Genomic DNA, 15,536 nt, shown 5'->3' on the forward strand with positions numbered 1-15,536 from the left:
GGCGCCTACTTCGGCACCGCCTCGGTGCTCGCCGCCTCCCTGGTCCCCCGCGAGCGGCGGCCACGGGCGATCGCGACGGTGATGAGCGGGCTGATGATCGCCAACATCGTCGGCGTGCCGGGCGCGACCTGGCTCGGGCAGAACGCGGGCTGGCCCGCGGCCTACCTGACCGTCGGCGCCGTCGCGGCGCTCACGATGCTGGCCGTCTGGCGCCTGGTCCCCGACGTCCGCGACGAGCGCCGCGGCTCGGTACTGGGCGAGCTGTCGGCGCTGCGCCGCGGCCAGGTCTGGATCACGATGGCGGTCATCGCGACCGGGTTCGGCGGCTCGTTCGCCGTGTACAGCTACATCACCCCGGTGCTCACCGAGGTGTCCGGCCTGGCCGTCTCCGCGGTGCCGCTCGCACTGGCGGTGTTCGGGGTCGGCATGACCCTGGGCAACCAGGTCGGCGGCCGGCTGGCCGAGGCCGCCCCGGTGCGCACGATCGCGGCCGGGCTCGCCTCGGCCGCGGTCGCGATGGCCGTGTTCGCGGTGACGGCGTCGTCGCCGGTGCTGGCCCTGCTGGCGCTGTTCGCACTGGCGTTCACCACCACCGCGACCACCCCGGCGCTGGCGACCCGGCTGATGGACGCCGGTCGCGAGGGCCCGACCCTGGGCGCGGCGCTGCACCACGCCGCGTTCAACGTGTCCAACGCCCTCGGGGCCGCACTGGGCGCCCTGGTGCTGACCGCCGGATGGGGCTGGACCACGCCCGCCGCGGTCGCGACCGTCCTGCCGCTGCTGGGACTGGCCGCACTGGGGGTGGCGGTCCGGATGGAACGCGCCGAGCGGCGCGAGGAGCTCGCCCTGGCCGCCTGAGGACCGCCTGGCAGGTCACACAAGCGAGAGGTGTCGATCAGATCACCTCCGGGAAGCCTGCCCTCGAGTTGATCGTTGCGTAAGACAACGATCCCGTCGAGAGGAGCCCGGACATGTCCGCCGGTCTGGACCGCGCCACCGCGCCGCGCAACGACACCGCCACGCAGAGCGGGACCGCCCTGCACAGCGACGTCGAGGAGCTCCTCGACGCCCTCGCCGCCGACCGCGGCCGCGAGGCCCTGGTGCACCGCGACCGCAGGATCACCGCGGGCGAGCTCGTGGACTCCGTGCACCGGCTCGCCCACGCCCTCGACGACCGGGTCGAGCCGGGCCGGGTCGTGGCGCTGCTGGCCGGGAACACGCCCGAGGCGATCGTCGCGCGGCTCGCGGTGACGCTGCTCGGGGCCGGCATCGCCCAGCCGCACGAGGGCCTGTCCGCCGCCGCGCAGGCCCGCATCGTCGACGACGTCGAGGCGCCGCTCGTCCTCGTCGACGCCGACGCCGCGGCGGCCGCCGAGCCCGTCCTCGCGCTGGTCTCCGGCGTCGACGTGCTCTGGCTCGGCCCGCACGGCACCGACACCGACGTGACGGCCGAGGCCGCGACGGCGTCCACCGCACCGGTCCTGGGCCGCGCCCGGCCGGACGCCGTCGAGCAGATCCGGCACACCGGCGGCACCACCGGCCACCCGAAGGGCATCACCTACACCTTCGACCACCACCGTCGCGGTGCCGCGATGCGCCGCGGGGCAGGCGGGTTCGGCAGCGGCGACACCGGCGCGCGCCTGCTCGTCGCCACGCCGGTCGCCCACGTCGGCGGGGCGCTCGCCGACCGCACCCTGGCCGACGGCGGCACCGTCGTCCTGCAGGACGACTTCGAGCCCGGCGCCTACCTCGCCGCCGTCGAGCGGGAGCGCATCACCCACGGCTTCCTGCTGCCGCCGCTGATCTACCGCCTGCTCGACCACCCCGACCTGGACCGGACCGACCTGTCGTCGCTGCGGTCGCTGGTCTACGGCGGCGCCCCCGCCAACCCGCGGCGCATCGCCGAGGCGCTGCGCCGGATCGGCCCGGTGTTCACCCAGTTCTACGGCCAGACCGAGGCCGGCGGGATCAGCGTGCTCACCGCCGAGGAGCACCGGAACCCCGACCTGCTCGGCACCGTCGGGCGGCCGATCCCCACCACCACGATCGCGATCACCGACGCCGACGGCCGCCCCGTCGCCCCGGGCGGGCGCGGTGAGCTGTGGGTGCACACCGGCATGGAGATGGACGGCTACTGGAAGCAGCCGGAGCTGACCGCCGCCACCGTCGTCGACGGGTGGGTGCGGACCGGCGACGTCGCCCGCCAGGACGCCGACGGCTACCTGCACCTGCTCGACCGGGTCAAGGACATGATCGTCGTCGTGGGCGGGCACGTGTACACCTCCGAGCTGGAGGACCTGCTCATGGAGCACCCGGCCGTCCGGCACGCCGCGGTCTTCGGGGTGCCCGACGACGACGGCACCGAGACCGTGCACGCCGCCGTCGTCACCGACTCCCCGGCGCCGAGCCCGGACGAGCTGACCGGCCTGGTCGCCGACCGCGCCGGCGCGATGTACGTGCCGGACACCGTGGAGTTCGTCGAGCGGATCCCGCTGACCGGGATCGGCAAGACCGACAAGAAGCGGCTGCGCGCCGAGCTCGCCGGTCAGCCGCGCTGACGGACCGCCTCGTAGAGCACCACGGCCGCGGCGATCGAGGCGTTGAGCGAGTTGACCCGCCCGCGCATCGGGATGACCACCGTGGCGTCGGCCCGGTCGAGCCACGCGTCGGTCACCCCGGTGGCCTCGGTCCCGATGACCAGCGCGGTCGGCCCGGTCAGGTCGGCGCCGGCGAGCCCGGTCGTCCCGGCCGGGGTGGTGACGAGGGTGGCGATGCCGCGCCGGTCGAGCCAGTCGAGGACCTCGGTGGTGGACGCGGACGCGACCGGCACCGCGAACACCGTCCCCTTCGACGCCCGCACCACGTTGGGGTTGGCGAAGTCGGTGCCGCCGCGCTCCGGGGTCGCGATGACCACGGCGTCCACCCCGCACGCCTCGGCGGTGCGCAGCATCGCCCCGACGTTGCCGGGCTTCTCGACGCCCTCGGCGACGAGCACGAGCGGGTCCGGGCCGAGGTCCAGCTCGTCGAGCGGGCGGCCGGGGGCCGGGGCGACGGCGAGCCAGCCGTCCGGGGACTCGCGGTAGGCGATCCGGGCGAACACCTCGCGGGTCACCGAGAACACCCGCGCCGACGGCATCCGGGCCAGCAGCGCGTCCGACCGCACGAGGTCCGGCGCCCAGTACACCTCGGTCGGCTCCACGCCGGCGTCGAGCGCGAGCGCCAGCTCGTCGTGCCCCTCGATCACGGTGACGCCCGCGGCGTCGCGGTGGCGGCGGGTGCGCAGCCGGACCAGGTTCTTGACACGCGGGTTGGCGGTGCTGGTCAGGTCGGGCACCCGACGAGCCTAGGACGGCGGGGCCTCCGGGGACCGGCCGGGACCGGGTGCCCGGTCCGGGTCCCCGGAGCGGACCGCGAGCCACCCGGCGGTGACCGCGGCCGCGACGGCGAGCACCGCCAGCGGGGCGGCGAGCGCCGTCGTCGCGACGAACGCGGTGGCCAGCCACGGCGCGGCGAACCCGGTGTAGGCGGCGGTGTATAACAGCCCGTTCACCGCGCCCCGCCCGGACGCCGGCGCCAGCCGGCCGACGCGGGTGAGCCCGGCGTTGAGGCAGAGCCCGCCACCCGCGCCGAACAGCACCCCGGCCACCGCGACGCCCGCGACGGCGGCCGGTCCGGGTGGCGCGAGCAGCGAGGTGAGCGTCGCGGCGGCGGCCCCGAGGGCGCCCAGCCCGGCCCCGGCGGGCCCGGTGCGGCGGCCGAGGCGGTGCGCGAACGGCTGCACCAGCGTCCCGGTGCCCAGGGTCAGCGCGGCGAGCAGCCCGGTGAACGCGACCGCACCGGAGATCCCGGGCAGCAGCAGCGGCAGCACGGTCACCGCGACCGACGGGAACGCGTACACGCACACCGCGGTCGGCACGACCACCCGCACGAACACCCGCCGCGCGGCCGGGGTCAGGCCCGGCCGGGGCAGCAGGCCGCGGGACGGCGGCCCGGCCGGGCGGGTCCCCGTCCCGACGGTGGCGAGCACCGCGGCGACCGCCACCACCAGCAGGGCCACGTGCACGAGGTAGGGCAGGGCCAGCGGCAGCGGCCCGGAGGTCGCGAGCAGCCCGGAGGTCAGCGGCCCGAGGCAGAAGCCGGCGGTCTGGGCGACCGACGCCGCCCGCGCGGCCCGCGGCGCGCCGTCCGGCCCGGCGAGGTCCTGCAGCCAGGCGCTGCCCACCGAGAACACCGCACCGGACGCCAGCCCCTGCAGGAACCGGGCCGCGAACAGCAGCCACAGTGCCGACGCCCCGCCGAGGAACAGCAGCGACGCCCCCGCGACCCCGGCGGCGACGGGCAGCAGCACCCGCACCCGCCCGAACCGGTCCGACGCCGGCCCGCCCAGCAGCAGCGACGGTGCGAGCCCGAGCGCGTACACCCCGAAGATCGCGGCGAGCGTGCTCGCCGACAGGTCGAGCTCGGCCCGGTAGACCAGCAGCAGCGGGGTCGGGACGTTCGTGCCGAACGCCGTCGCGAACAGCAGCCCGCAGGCCGCGAGCCACGTCCGGTCCCCCCGGCCTCCCTGCCGCACCGCCGCATCCTGCCAGCCGGGGGTTACCTACCGGTAGCCTCCGCAGCGAGGACCGGCGACGAGGACGGAGTGACGCGACATGGGTGAACCGACGGGGATCGCGGTCGAGGTGGCGGACGGGGTCGCGCGACTGCGCCTGGACCGCCCGAAGGCGGCGAACGCGCTGCACGAGCCGATGTGGTTCGGGCTGCGCGACGCGGTGCGCGAGCTGGACGCCGACCCCGCCGTGCGGGTCGTGGTGATCAGCGGCAACGGGCGGCACTTCTGCTCGGGCATCGACGTGTCGATGCTGGGCGGGCTGCGCGAGACCGCGTCGGACGACTCGATGGGGCACGGCGCCGACGCGCTGCGCCGCACCATTCTCGACCTGCAGGACTGCCTCACCGCGATCGAGCGCTGCCGGAAGCCGGTCGTCGCCGCGATCCAGGGCGTCTGCATCGGGGCCGGCCTGGACCTGGCCGTCGCCTGCGACCTGCGCTACGCGACCGCCGACGCGTCGTTCGTGCTGAAGGAGGTCGACATGGGCCTGGCCGCCGACGTCGGCGTGCTGCAGCGGCTGCCGCGGATCGTCGGCGAGGGTGTGGCCCGCGAGATGGCCTACACCTGCCGGCCGGTGTCGGGCACCGAGGCGAAGGAGCTGCGCCTGGTCAACGGCGTGTACCCCGACGCCGACGCCCTCGAGGCGGGCGTCGCCGAGCTGGCCGCGTCGCTGGCCGCGAAGTCGCCGCTGGCGCTGCGCGGCACCAAGCACGCGATCACCTACGCCCGCGACCACTCGGTCGCCGACGGGCTCGACCAGATCGCCACCTGGAACGGCGGCCAGCTGGTCTCGGCCGACCTGACCGAGGCCGTCAGCGCGTTCATGGAGAAGCGCCAGGGCGTCTACCGGGACTGACCCGGCCTACCGTCGCGGGACGACCTCCCCGACGACCGCGTACATCCCGGCGGGCGGCTGCCCGTCCTCGGCCTGCCAGTCGCTGACGTCGACCAGGCCCGGTTCCAGCAGCTCCAGCCGGTGCCCGGGCCGGTCGACGAGCAGCCTGCGCAGCAGGGCGCGGTCCCGGGACCGCGCCGGCTGCGCGGTGTCCCGGGTGAACCGCTCGATGGTGCGCATCCGCTCGGCGGTGTGCGGGTCGTCGACGTCGGTGCTGCCGTGGGACACGACGAGCATGCTGCCGGGCCCGAACGCCGTCACGTAGCGGTCGAACAGGGCGCCGAGCAGGTCGTCGTCGCGGACGAAGTGCAGCACCGACACCGCGAGCACGGCGACCGGCTCGGCCGGGTCGAGCAGGCCCGCCACACCCGGCGCGGCGAGCACGGCCTCGGCGTCGGTGAGGTCGGCGGCGGTGATCGAGGCACCGTCCACACCGGTCAGGATCTGGCGGCTCATCGCGACCGAGACCGGCTCGACGTCGACATAGGCGACGCGCGCCGCCGGGTCGGCGCGGTGGGCGATCTCGTGCACCGGCTCGGCGGTGGGGATGCCGGAGCCGAGGTCGAGGAACTGGCGCAGCCCGCGGTCTAGGCAGGCCCGCACGGCCCGGCCGAGGAAGGCCCGGTTGGCGAGCGCGAGCTCCCGCGTGTCCGGGAGCACGGCGAGCACACGCTCGGCGAACTCGCGGTCGGTGGCGAAGTTGTGGGCGCCGCCGAGCATGTAGTCGTAGACGCGGGCCGGGTTGGGGAGCGACAGGTCGATCTCGTCCACCGGGTCGGGCACGGGCTCCGGGGTGGTCATGGGCGTCACCCTCTCGCCGGTGTCTCCCGGGTCGCAAGTCCCGATAGGACATCGTGCAGCTCCGCCGCCGTGCCGGGGGCCACGCCGGGGTGCCCCGCCAGCGCGAGCAGCCGCGCGACCGCGGGTGCCCAGGCCGGACCGAGCCGGGCGTCGGCGAGCAGCGCGGCATCGCCGAGGATCTCCGCGGCCGGGCCGCGCCGGACCCGCCCGCGCGCGACGACGGCGACGTCGTCGGCCCAGCGGTGGGCGAGGTCGACGTCGTGTGTGGACAGCACGACCGCGGTCCCGGCGCGCTGCAGGTCCGCCAGCACGACGACGAGCTCCTCCACCCCGGCCGGGTCCAGGCCCGCGGTCGGCTCGTCGAGCACCAGCACCCGGGGCCGGACGGCGAGGGCCCCGGCGATAGCGACCCGCTTGCGCTGCCCGAACGACAGCCGGTGCGTCGGCCGGTCGGCGAGGTCGGCGACGCCGACGGCGGACAGCGCCTCGTGCACCCGGGCGTCGACCTCGGCCTCGTCGAGACCGAGGTTCAGCGGGCCGAACGACACGTCCTGCGCGACGTCGGCGGAGAACAGCTGGTCGTCGGGGTCCTGCAGGACGAGCTGGGCGGACTCGCGCAGCCGCACCAGCCCGCGGCGGGTGCGGCGGACCGGCTCGCCGTCGAGCAGGACCTGCCCGGCCGACGGGGCGAGCAGCCCGAGCAGCAGCCGGAACAGGGTGGTCTTGCCGCCGCCGTTGGGGCCGAGCACCGCGAGCCTGCGCCCCGGGTCGACGACGAGGTCCGCCCCGTCGAGCACGACCGGCCCGTCCGGGTAGGCGAAGACCAGCCCGCGGGCCTCCAGGACCGCGGTCACGGGACGACCACCAGGGCCAGGACCGGCACGGCGACGAGCAGCACCGCGCTCGCCGCGACGAAGGCGGGCGAGACGGTGCGGGCGGGTACCCGGACGCGCAGCGAGCCGTCGTAGCCGCGGGAGGCGAGGCCGGCCTCGAGGCGGCGGGCACGGTCGAAGGCGCGGACGAACACGGCCCCACCCTGCCCGGCCAGCGACCGGAAGGTGGTCCGCCGCGTCCGGAACCCCATCCGGAGGGACTGGGCCTCCCGGACCGCGGTCAGCGAGTCCAGCAGCAGGAACAGCATCCGGTACACGAGCAGGGTGATCTCCAGGACGGCCGGCGGCACCCACCGCAGCCGGGGCAGGGTGTCGGCGAGCGGCGTCGTCGCGGCGAAGAGGATCAGGCAGGACACCGCCGCCAGCGAGCGTCCGACGAGCGCGGCCGCCCGGGCCGGCCCGCCCGACGCGAGCGCGAGCCAGGGGTCCCCGCCCACGGTCACCAGCAGGGGCAGCGCCCCCACGATCACGAACCCGAGGGGCAGCGCGAGCAGCCGCAGCGCGGTCCGCCACGGCACCCGGGCCCCGGCCAGCAGCAGCGCCAGCGCCGCGGCACCGGTCAGCACGGCCCCCGGCCACGGCGGGAGCGCGACGGCGAGCAGCAGCAGCCCCAGGGCGAGGAACGCCTTCTCCCCCGGGTGCCGGGACCGCCAGCGGTTGGCGTGGGCGGTCTCGTCGATCAGCAGCATCAGGTCTGCCGGGCGGCCTTCTCCCGGCTGCGGGTGCGGGCGACGCCGATGCAGTAGCCGAGCACGCCCGCGCCGGCCGCGGCCTGCATCGCGAAGATGCCGGACTCGATCTCGCCCGACGGCGGCTCCCACACCGGGCTGAACCACGGCTCGTAGCCGGTGGCCTCGATGGCCTCGCCCGCCTGGCCGTCGGACCCGGCGTACTCGCCGGGCACGAACAGCACCGGCACCGCGAACAACGCGACGACGGCGACGACCAGCAGGATGTTCACGACGGTCGAGCGGCTCACGCCGACGCCTCCTTCTCGGTGGTGGCGGTGGGACCGGTCGCGGCGGTGGTCGCCGGGCGCAGCACGCCGAGGCGGCGCAGCTCGTCCGGGGTGATGCGCACGAGCAGCCGCACGACGAGCACCGTCAGCAGCCCCTCGGCCACGGCCAGCGGGATCTGCGTGATCGAGAAGATCGAGGCGAAGGTGACGAACGCTCCGCCGAACCCGGAGGTGGGGTCGGGGAACGCAAGCGCGAGCTGCGCGCTGGTGATCGTGTAGGTGCCGAGGTCACCGAGGAAGGCCGCGGCGAACACCGCGGGTCCCAGCGAGCCCCCGAGCCTGCGGACCACGACGTAGGCGCCGTAGGCGATCCACGGCCCGGCGATCGCCATCGAGAAGGCGTTGGCGCCGAGCGTGGTGAGCCCGCCGTGGGCGAGCAGGACGGCCTGGAAGAACAGCACCACCGTCCCGAGCAGGGCCATCACCGGTGGTCGGAACAGCACCGCGCCCAGCCCGGTCCCGGTCGGGTGCGACGACGACCCGGTCACCGACGGGATCTTCAGCGCCGAGAGGACGAAGGTGAACGCGCCCGCCGCGGCGAGCAGCAGCTTGGTGTCCGGGTCCTCCCGCACGCGGCGCACCACGGCGCGGGCGCCGTGCACGACGAACGGCGCGGCGACGACGGTCCAGGCCGCCGCGTGCAGCGGCGGCAGATAGCCCTCGGCGATGTGCACGGGCGAACGCTACGGCCACGTCATTCGATCGTGCAAGCCTGAACATCCGGTCAGGTGTGCAGGCCCTGACACACGGCGACGCCCGGACCCGGCCGGGCCCGGGCGTCACCGGTGGCTGCGGTGTGCCGTCAGAGGCGCAGGCCGTTGGTGTGGTGCACCTCGGCGGGGCGCTCGGCGGTGGCCTTGTGCTCGGCCGCGGCGGCGAGCCGGCCCGCCTCCTGCTCGGCCTCGCGACGACGGTTCTCCCGCTCGGCGGGCGTGGTCTCGGGCGTACCGACCCCGCTGCCCGGCCGGCCGGCGACGACCTGCTCCTTCGCCAGCCTGCGGGCCTTCTTCTCCGCCTTCGCGGCGGCGTCGCGCTTGGCGACCTTCTCCAGCCGCGCTGCCTTGGCCTTCTTGGCGGCCTTCTTCTCCGCGGCCGCGGCCTTCTCCTGCTCCGCACGCTCGGCCTTCGCCTGCTTGCGGGCCTTCTTCTCGGCCTTCTCGGCGGCGCGGACGGCCTTCTCGGCGTCCTTCTCCTCCGCGCGGCGGGCCTTCTTCGTGTCGGCCTTCGCGGCCTCGACGGCCTTCCGGCCGCCCTTCTTGTCCTTCTTGCCCTTCTTCGCGTCGGCCTTCTTCCCGGCCTTCGCGTCCTTCGCCGACGGGCCCGGCGTCCCGGCCTCCTGGGCCGAGCCGGCGGCACCGGCCGCGATCAGCGCGGCCTGCTGCGCCTTCGCGGCGGCCCGCTCCGCCTTGGCGGCCGCCACCTCGGCGCGCCCGGCGGCCGCGGCCGACGACCGCTCCGCCTCCTTGCGGTCACGCTTGGTGGCGAACATCTTCTCCTGCACGGCCATACCCGGGTCCTCTCCTGTCGTCGCGACCGACGGCACGCCGCGGTACCGGTCGGTGGGAGCACCGACCGGCCGCGCACGTGCGGGTGACGGGTCGCGGGACGACGGTCTCGCTGAATGTCTCGGTGTGCGCGACACCGTGGCCCGGTGGACGGACGACGGCGTGCGCGGAACACGACAGGGTGCCCCGGGAGGCCGGTGGGGAAACGCGCAGGTGACGGCGAGGTGATCAGGACCGGCCCGGTTGCCCCGGTCGGACCACCACAGCCACCCGGTCGTCGTAGCGGGCGGGCGTCAGCCGGCCTCGGGGACCCCGTCGTGGTGGGTCTGCTCGTCGGCGAGGTGGCCGCGCAGGGTCACCAGGGTCCGGGCGAGCAGCCGCGACACGTGCATCTGCGACAGCCCGACCTGGGCGGCGATCTGGGTCTGGGTCTGGTTGCCGAAGAACCGCAGCATGAGGATGGTCCGCTCCCGCTCGGGGAGCTTGCGCAGGGCGGGTCGCAGCGACTCGCGGGCCTCGACCGCGTCCATCCCGGCGTCGATGCCCCCGACGATCTCGCCGAGCGGGTTGTCGGTGTCGCCGACGAGCTGGTCGAGCGAGTCCGACCGGTAGGAGTCCTGGGCCTGCAGGCCCTCGATGACCTCCTCGCGGCTGATGCCGAGGTGCTCGGCGAGCTCGGAGACCTTGGGGGCGCGGCCGTGCCGCGAGGCCAGCTCCTCCTGGGCGCGGGTCATGCGGCTCTGGATGTCCTTGAGCCGCCGCGGCACGCGCATCGACCAGGTGCGGTCGCGGAAGTACCGGCGGATCTCCCCGGTGATCGTGGGGACGGCGTAGGCCAGGAACGGGGTGCCCTGGCCCGGGTCGAACCGGTCCAGCGCGTTGATCAGCCCGATCGTGCCGACCTGCTCCAGGTCCTCGACGGGCTCGCCGCGGTGCCGGTAGCGCCCGGCGATGTGCCGGACCACCGGGTGGAAGCCCCTCGCCAGCTCGGAGCGCAGCCGCTCCCGCTCCGGGTCGTCGGGGTCGGCGGCGGCGAAGGCGTGCAGGGGCGCGAGGAGGTGGGCGTACTCGTCGGGGCGGGTGTCCGCGGCCTCGTGGGCGGGCCCGGTCGTGCCGTCGGCGGTGTCGCCGCTCGTGCCGTCCACCGGGTCCCCCACCGTGTCGTCGGCGCGCGACGCCTCGGCTCCCTCGGCGTACGTGCTGCTCGGCTCAGCCATGCCGTCTCCGCGGCCGGCGATGATCGACTGTCATCACCGACCGACGGTAGGCCGGGTGTCGCGGGCCCGCACGTCGAATTTCACGTGACCTGGTCGACTTTCGATCGACGGTCACTCCGATGAGTTGCACGGCGACCTGGTGGGTACTGCTCTCCCATGTCCCCGACTCTGCGTGTCGAGCTGCCCGTCGAACCCGGGTCGGCAGGCCGCTCCCGCCGGGAGACCGGGAGGTGGCTCGCGTCGCTGTGCGGGACCGACGAACAGTGCCCGACCGTGCAGGATCTCGTCCTCGCGGTGAACGAGGCCGTCTCCAACAGCATCGAGCACGCCTACGGGGCCGCGGGCTCGGACGGGGCCCCGACGGTCCTGCTGCGCGGTGAGGCCGAGGGGTACCGGGTGCGGATGGAGGTCAGCGACCGCGGGCGCTGGCGCGACCCGCCCACCGACCCCGGCCACCGCGGACGGGGCATCGGGATGATCGAGGCGGTCGCGGAGGACGTACGGGTGGAGCCGGGTCCCGACGGGACCACCGTCTCGTTCCAGGGCCGGATCGGCCGCTGTCCGGGGCTCTGCATCCCCGCGTCCTGACCGGTCCGGGGACCCCCGCGACGACAGGGTCGCCGCACCCCACGCCCGAGGGCGGGTGACGGCGACCGGTTCTCATCGGGCCCGATCCGGCTGCGGACCAGGCGTGGTGGTGCGAGTGGTCAGTCCCGCATGGAGGTGGACGGGTCGTCGGACCGGTGTCCGCGGTGCCCGGCACGGGCGACCGGGGTGTAGCGCCCGTCGTGGCGGGCCTGCTCGCTCTCGGGGTGGGGCCAGGTCGTGTTCGCGTGCTGCGTGCTGCTCTCACTCATGGACACAGAGTGCCCACCGGACGTTCCGGGCAAGCGGAGCGCAGGAGTCGGCTCGGTAACACCTGCGCCCCGCCCGGGTGAAGTCGCCCGCCGGTCAGCCCGACTTCGCGAGGCTCTTGATCGAGGACAGGATGTCCTGCACGCGCTCCTTGGCGTCGCCGAACAGCATCTGGGTGTTGTCCCGGAAGAACAGCGGGTTCTGCACGCCCGCGTAGCCGGTGGCCATCGACCGCTTGAACACGATCACGTCCTTGGCGTCCCACACCCGCAGCACCGGCATCCCGGCGATCGGCGAGCCCGGGTCCTCCGACGCGGCCGGGTTGACCGTGTCGTTGGCGCCGATGACCAGCACGACGTCGGTCTCGGCGAGGTCGTCGTTGATCTCGTCCATCTCCAGGACGATGTCGTAGGGCACCTGGGCCTCGGCGAGCAGCACGTTCATGTGCCCGGGGAGCCGCCCCGCGACCGGGTGGACACCGAAGCGCACGTTCACGCCGGCGTCGCGCAGTGAGCGGGTCAGCTCCGCCACCGGGTACTGGGCCTGGGCGACCGCCATGCCGTAGCCGGGGGTGATGACGACGCTCTCGGCGTTCGCGAGCAGCTCGGCGACGCCGTCGGCGTCGACCTCGCGGTGCTCGCCCTCCACCGCGGCGGCCGCCGAGGAGGTGGCCCCGAAGCCACCGGCGATGACCGAGACGAACGACCGGTTCATCGCCTTGCACATGATGTAGGACAGGTAGGCACCGGAGGACCCGACGAGCGCGCCGGTGATGATCAGCAGGTCGTTGCCGAGCAGGAAGCCCGCCGCCGCGGCGGCCCAGCCGGAGTACGAGTTCAGCATCGACACCACGACCGGCATGTCACCGCCGCCGATCGAGGCGACCAGGTGCAGGCCGAGCAGCAGCGCCAGCACCGTGAGCACGGCCAGGATCCACACCTGCGGCGAGACGACGAAGAACACCGTCAGCACCGCGAACGCCACGAGCGCGCCGAGGTTGAGGACGTTCTTGCCGGGCAGCATCAGCGGCGCCGACTTGATCTTCGCCGACAGCTTCAGGTAGGCGATCACCGAGCCGGTGAAGGTCACCGCACCGATGAAGACGCCGACGGCGACCTCGGCGTGGTGGATGCCCAGCAGCGAGCCCTCGAGCTGCAGGTGACCGGACTCGACCTCCAGGAAGCCGTTCCAGCCCACCAGCACCGCGGCGAGGCCGACGAAGCTGTGCATGAGCGCGATGAGCTCGGGCATCCCCGTCATCTCGACGACGCGGGCCCGCCAGAGCCCGATCGCCCCGCCGACGACGACGGCGACCAGCAGCAGGGCGACGCCCAGCCCGGACGCCTGGCCGAGCGCGACGACGGCCGTGGCGACCAGCGCGATCGTCATGCCGGCGATGCCGAACAGCACCCCGGAGCGCGAGGTCTCGTGCCTCGACAGCCCGGCGAGGCTGATCACGAACAGGATCGCGGCGATCAGGTACGCCGCAGTGGTCCACGTCTGCACGGCTCAGCTCCTCGTGAACATCTGCAGCATGCGGCGGGTCACCGCGAAGCCACCGACGATGTTGATGGCGGCGAGCAGCACCGCGACCGCGGCGAGCCCGATGACCAGGGCGTCGCCGCCGGTGCCGATCTGCAGGATCGCGCCGACGACGATGATCCCGGAGATCGCGTTCGTGACCGACATCAGCGGCGTGTGCAGCGCGTGGTGCACGTTGCCGATGACGTAGAAGCCGATGACGATCGCCAGCACGAACACCGTGAGGTGCCCGGCGAGCTCGGCCGGGGCCAGCGCCGTGACCGCGAACAGCGCCAGCGCGCCGACGATCCCGGCGGCGAGCCCCGCGTACGGGGACCGCGGCTTCTCCGGCTCCTTCTCCTTCGGCTCCTCGGCCGGCTGGGTCGCGGGCGCCGCGCTCACCTTCACCTCGGGCGGCGGCCAGAGCGTCTCCCCCGCGTGCGCGGTGGTGATGCCGCGGACGACGGTGTCGTCGAGGTCGAGCGCGAGCCGCCCGTCCTTCTCCGGGGTCATGAGCTTGAGCAGGTTGAGCACGTTCGTGCCGTAGAGCTGCGACGCCTGCGCGGGCAGCCGGGCGGCCAGGTCGGTGTAGCCGACGACCGTCACACCGTGGTCGGTGACGACGACCTCGCCGGCCACCGAGCCCTCGACGTTGCCGCCCTGCGAGGCCGCCATGTCGACGACCACGCTGCCCGGGCGCATCGACGCGACGTCCGCGGCGGTGATCAGCTTCGGCGCGGGGCGCCCCGGGATCAGCGCGGTGGTGATGATGATGTCGCAGTCCGCGGCCTGCTCGGAGTAGATCTCGGCCGCGCGCTTGTCGTAGTCCGCCGAGGTGGCCTTGGCGTAGCCGTCGGTGGAGGCCTCCTGCTCCACCTCGACCGCCAGGTACTCGCCGCCGAGCGACCGCACCTGGTCGGCGACCTCGGAGCGCGGGTCGGTGGCCCGCACGACCGCGCCCAGGCTGTTCGCCGCGGCGATGGCGGCGAGCCCGGCGACGCCCGCCCCGGCCACGAGCACCTTCGCCGGCGGGACCTTGCCCGCCGCGGTGACCTGACCGGTGAAGAACCGGCCGAACACGTGGGCCGCCTCGATCACCGCCCGGTAGCCCGCGATGTTGGCCATCGACGACAGCACGTCCATCGACTGGGCCCGCGAGATCCGCGGCACCGCGTCCATCGACAGGGCGGTGACGCCCTGGGCGGTGAGCGCCTCGGTCCGCTCGGCCTCGAAGCGCGGCGCGAGCATGGCGATCAGTACCGAGCCCTCGCGCAGCTTGCCGATCTCCTCGGGCGCCGGCGGGTTGATCATCACGATGATGTCGCTGTCCCACACGGGACCGTCGACGACGTCGGCACCGGCCTCGGCGTAGGCCTCGTCGGTGAAGCCGGCGTGGGCACCGGCCCCGGACTCGACGGTGGCGGCGTAGCCGAGACCGACGACCTTCGCGACGGTCTCGGGGCTCATCGCCACGCGGGTCTCGGGCTCCGCCTCCGCGGCCACGCCGATCCGCATCGCCGGTCCCGACGGCTCAGGGCTGTCGCTCATGCACTCTCCTCGATCTCGCGCGCGCGTCGTCGCTCGCGCCGGTCGCGGGCCTTTCGGAAGGTAATGCCGGAACCGGGCGCGTGCAGTCACGACTGCGTCACAGGCCAGGATCCCACCCCTTCGTACGGGCAGGCGGTGCCGGGCGGGAGCGTATCGCGAAGATCGTGCGTGCGGACCCGTCGTCGGGAGGGGCCGACCGTCCCGGGCCGGGACCGGTCATCCCCCGGGATGCACGATCCGGTCGACGACGATGGTCAGGAGCAGCCGCGTCCCGGCCCCACCGCCGAAGCCCGGGTACGGCCGGCCCAGGTACTTCTGCGACAGCTGGTCGATGTGCTCGGCCGCACCGTCGGTGGTGGCCGCGACGCACCGCCCCCGCACGCTGATGTAGCGCATGGGCTGGTCCGGATCGGCGACGGCGACCGAGACCCGGGGGTCGCGGGCGAGGTTGCGGGCCTTCTGGTGGGTCTCCACGGTGTTGATCAGGATGTGCTCGCCGTCGGTGTCGCACCAGGTCTGGGTCAGCTGGGGCGAACCGTCGGGCATGGTCGTGGCGACCCAGCACGGGGACGCCCTCCGGAGGAGGTCGACCAGGTCGTCGGGCAACGGCGGGGGTGCGCTCATGGGGCAGCCTTCCGGGGATCCGGTGGACGTCGGCGGGGCCGTCGGCG

General features: G+C 74.6%; 17 protein-coding genes. 4 read left to right on the top strand and 13 right to left on the bottom strand.

Going from position 1 to position 15,536, the window contains the following annotated elements; genetic code table 11:
- Nucleotides 1-858: MFS transporter (locus KPL60_RS22260; protein WP_226367092.1), on the top strand; the 858-nt coding region annotated here is incomplete at its 5' end.
- 113 nt (nucleotides 859-971) lie between these two features.
- Complete coding sequence (locus tag KPL60_RS22265; RefSeq protein ID WP_226366895.1) at nucleotides 972-2,558, top strand: AMP-binding protein; 1,587 nt, start codon at nucleotides 972-974, stop codon at nucleotides 2,556-2,558.
- On the opposite strand, the gene KPL60_RS22270 is transcribed toward KPL60_RS22265, so the two are convergent.
- Complete coding sequence (locus tag KPL60_RS22270; RefSeq protein WP_226366896.1) at nucleotides 2,546-3,334, bottom strand: RNA methyltransferase; 789 nt, start codon at nucleotides 3,332-3,334, stop codon at nucleotides 2,546-2,548. The genes KPL60_RS22265 and KPL60_RS22270 overlap by 13 nt on opposite strands.
- A 9-nt stretch (nucleotides 3,335-3,343) precedes the next feature.
- A complete protein-coding gene (locus tag KPL60_RS22275) occupies nucleotides 3,344-4,573 on the bottom strand; it encodes an MFS transporter (RefSeq protein WP_226366897.1) in 1,230 nt (409 codons plus the stop codon).
- Between the two features lie 79 nt (nucleotides 4,574-4,652).
- Between KPL60_RS22275 and KPL60_RS22280 the strand changes: the two genes are divergently transcribed.
- Entirely contained in the window at nucleotides 4,653-5,468 is an 816-nt protein-coding gene (locus KPL60_RS22280; protein WP_226355435.1) for a crotonase/enoyl-CoA hydratase family protein, read from the top strand.
- Between the two features lie 6 nt (nucleotides 5,469-5,474).
- On the opposite strand, the gene KPL60_RS22285 is transcribed toward KPL60_RS22280, so the two are convergent.
- The 7 genes from KPL60_RS22285 to KPL60_RS22315 form a co-directional block, all read right to left on the bottom strand.
- Nucleotides 5,475-6,308 (bottom strand): SAM-dependent methyltransferase, encoded by an 834-nt coding sequence (locus KPL60_RS22285; RefSeq protein ID WP_226366898.1) that lies wholly within the window; start codon nucleotides 6,306-6,308, stop codon nucleotides 5,475-5,477.
- A 5-nt stretch (nucleotides 6,309-6,313) separates the two neighbouring features.
- Nucleotides 6,314-7,162 (bottom strand): energy-coupling factor ABC transporter ATP-binding protein, encoded by an 849-nt coding sequence (locus KPL60_RS22290; protein WP_226355433.1) that lies wholly within the window; start codon nucleotides 7,160-7,162, stop codon nucleotides 6,314-6,316.
- The gene (cbiQ, locus tag KPL60_RS22295) at nucleotides 7,159-7,890 is read right to left on the bottom strand and encodes a cobalt ECF transporter T component CbiQ (protein WP_226355432.1); all 732 of its coding nucleotides are present in this window, start codon (nucleotides 7,888-7,890) and stop codon (nucleotides 7,159-7,161) included. Before cbiQ ends, KPL60_RS22290 begins: the two co-directional genes overlap by 4 nt.
- The gene (locus KPL60_RS22300; protein ID WP_226355431.1) at nucleotides 7,890-8,180 is read right to left on the bottom strand and encodes an energy-coupling factor ABC transporter substrate-binding protein; all 291 of its coding nucleotides are present in this window, start codon (nucleotides 8,178-8,180) and stop codon (nucleotides 7,890-7,892) included. The genes cbiQ and KPL60_RS22300 overlap by 1 nt, the downstream gene beginning before the upstream one ends.
- On the bottom strand, nucleotides 8,177-8,893 hold the full coding sequence (locus KPL60_RS22305) for an energy-coupling factor ABC transporter permease (RefSeq protein ID WP_226355430.1): 717 nt from the start codon (nucleotides 8,891-8,893) through the stop codon (nucleotides 8,177-8,179). The genes KPL60_RS22300 and KPL60_RS22305 overlap by 4 nt, the downstream gene beginning before the upstream one ends.
- A gap of 128 nt (nucleotides 8,894-9,021) precedes the next feature.
- Nucleotides 9,022-9,726: a hypothetical protein gene (locus tag KPL60_RS22310; protein ID WP_226367088.1), complete on the bottom strand. Its 705-nt coding sequence runs from the start codon at nucleotides 9,724-9,726 to the stop codon at nucleotides 9,022-9,024.
- Between the two features lie 291 nt (nucleotides 9,727-10,017).
- Nucleotides 10,018-10,941, bottom strand: coding sequence for an RNA polymerase sigma factor SigF (locus KPL60_RS22315; RefSeq protein ID WP_226367089.1), 924 nt, complete (start codon nucleotides 10,939-10,941; stop codon nucleotides 10,018-10,020).
- A gap of 156 nt (nucleotides 10,942-11,097) precedes the next feature.
- Here KPL60_RS22315 and KPL60_RS22320 point away from each other — a divergent pair, with 156 nt between their 5' ends.
- Nucleotides 11,098-11,529: an ATP-binding protein gene (locus tag KPL60_RS22320; RefSeq protein WP_226367090.1), complete on the top strand. Its 432-nt coding sequence runs from the start codon at nucleotides 11,098-11,100 to the stop codon at nucleotides 11,527-11,529.
- A 119-nt stretch (nucleotides 11,530-11,648) separates the two neighbouring features.
- Here the strand turns inward: KPL60_RS22320 and KPL60_RS22325 are convergent, their stop codons facing one another.
- From KPL60_RS22325 to KPL60_RS22340, 4 genes are all read right to left on the bottom strand, one after another.
- Nucleotides 11,649-11,798, bottom strand: coding sequence for a hypothetical protein (locus tag KPL60_RS22325; protein WP_157818481.1), 150 nt, complete (start codon nucleotides 11,796-11,798; stop codon nucleotides 11,649-11,651).
- A gap of 94 nt (nucleotides 11,799-11,892) precedes the next feature.
- On the bottom strand, nucleotides 11,893-13,302 hold the full coding sequence (gene pntB, locus KPL60_RS22330; protein ID WP_226355426.1) for a Re/Si-specific NAD(P)(+) transhydrogenase subunit beta: 1,410 nt from the start codon (nucleotides 13,300-13,302) through the stop codon (nucleotides 11,893-11,895).
- Nucleotides 13,303-13,305: 3 nt separating this feature from the next.
- Nucleotides 13,306-14,865, bottom strand: a complete 1,560-nt coding sequence (locus KPL60_RS22335) for a Re/Si-specific NAD(P)(+) transhydrogenase subunit alpha (protein ID WP_255656389.1) — start codon at nucleotides 14,863-14,865, stop codon at nucleotides 13,306-13,308.
- A 216-nt stretch (nucleotides 14,866-15,081) separates the two neighbouring features.
- A complete protein-coding gene (locus KPL60_RS22340; RefSeq protein ID WP_226355425.1) occupies nucleotides 15,082-15,489 on the bottom strand; it encodes a PPOX class F420-dependent oxidoreductase in 408 nt (135 codons plus the stop codon).
- Between the last annotated feature and the right edge of the window lie 47 nt (nucleotides 15,490-15,536).

It is taken from the genome of Pseudonocardia sp. ICBG162, from assembly GCF_020496225.1.
In the GTDB taxonomy this organism is placed as follows: domain Bacteria; phylum Actinomycetota; class Actinomycetes; order Mycobacteriales; family Pseudonocardiaceae; genus Pseudonocardia; species Pseudonocardia alni.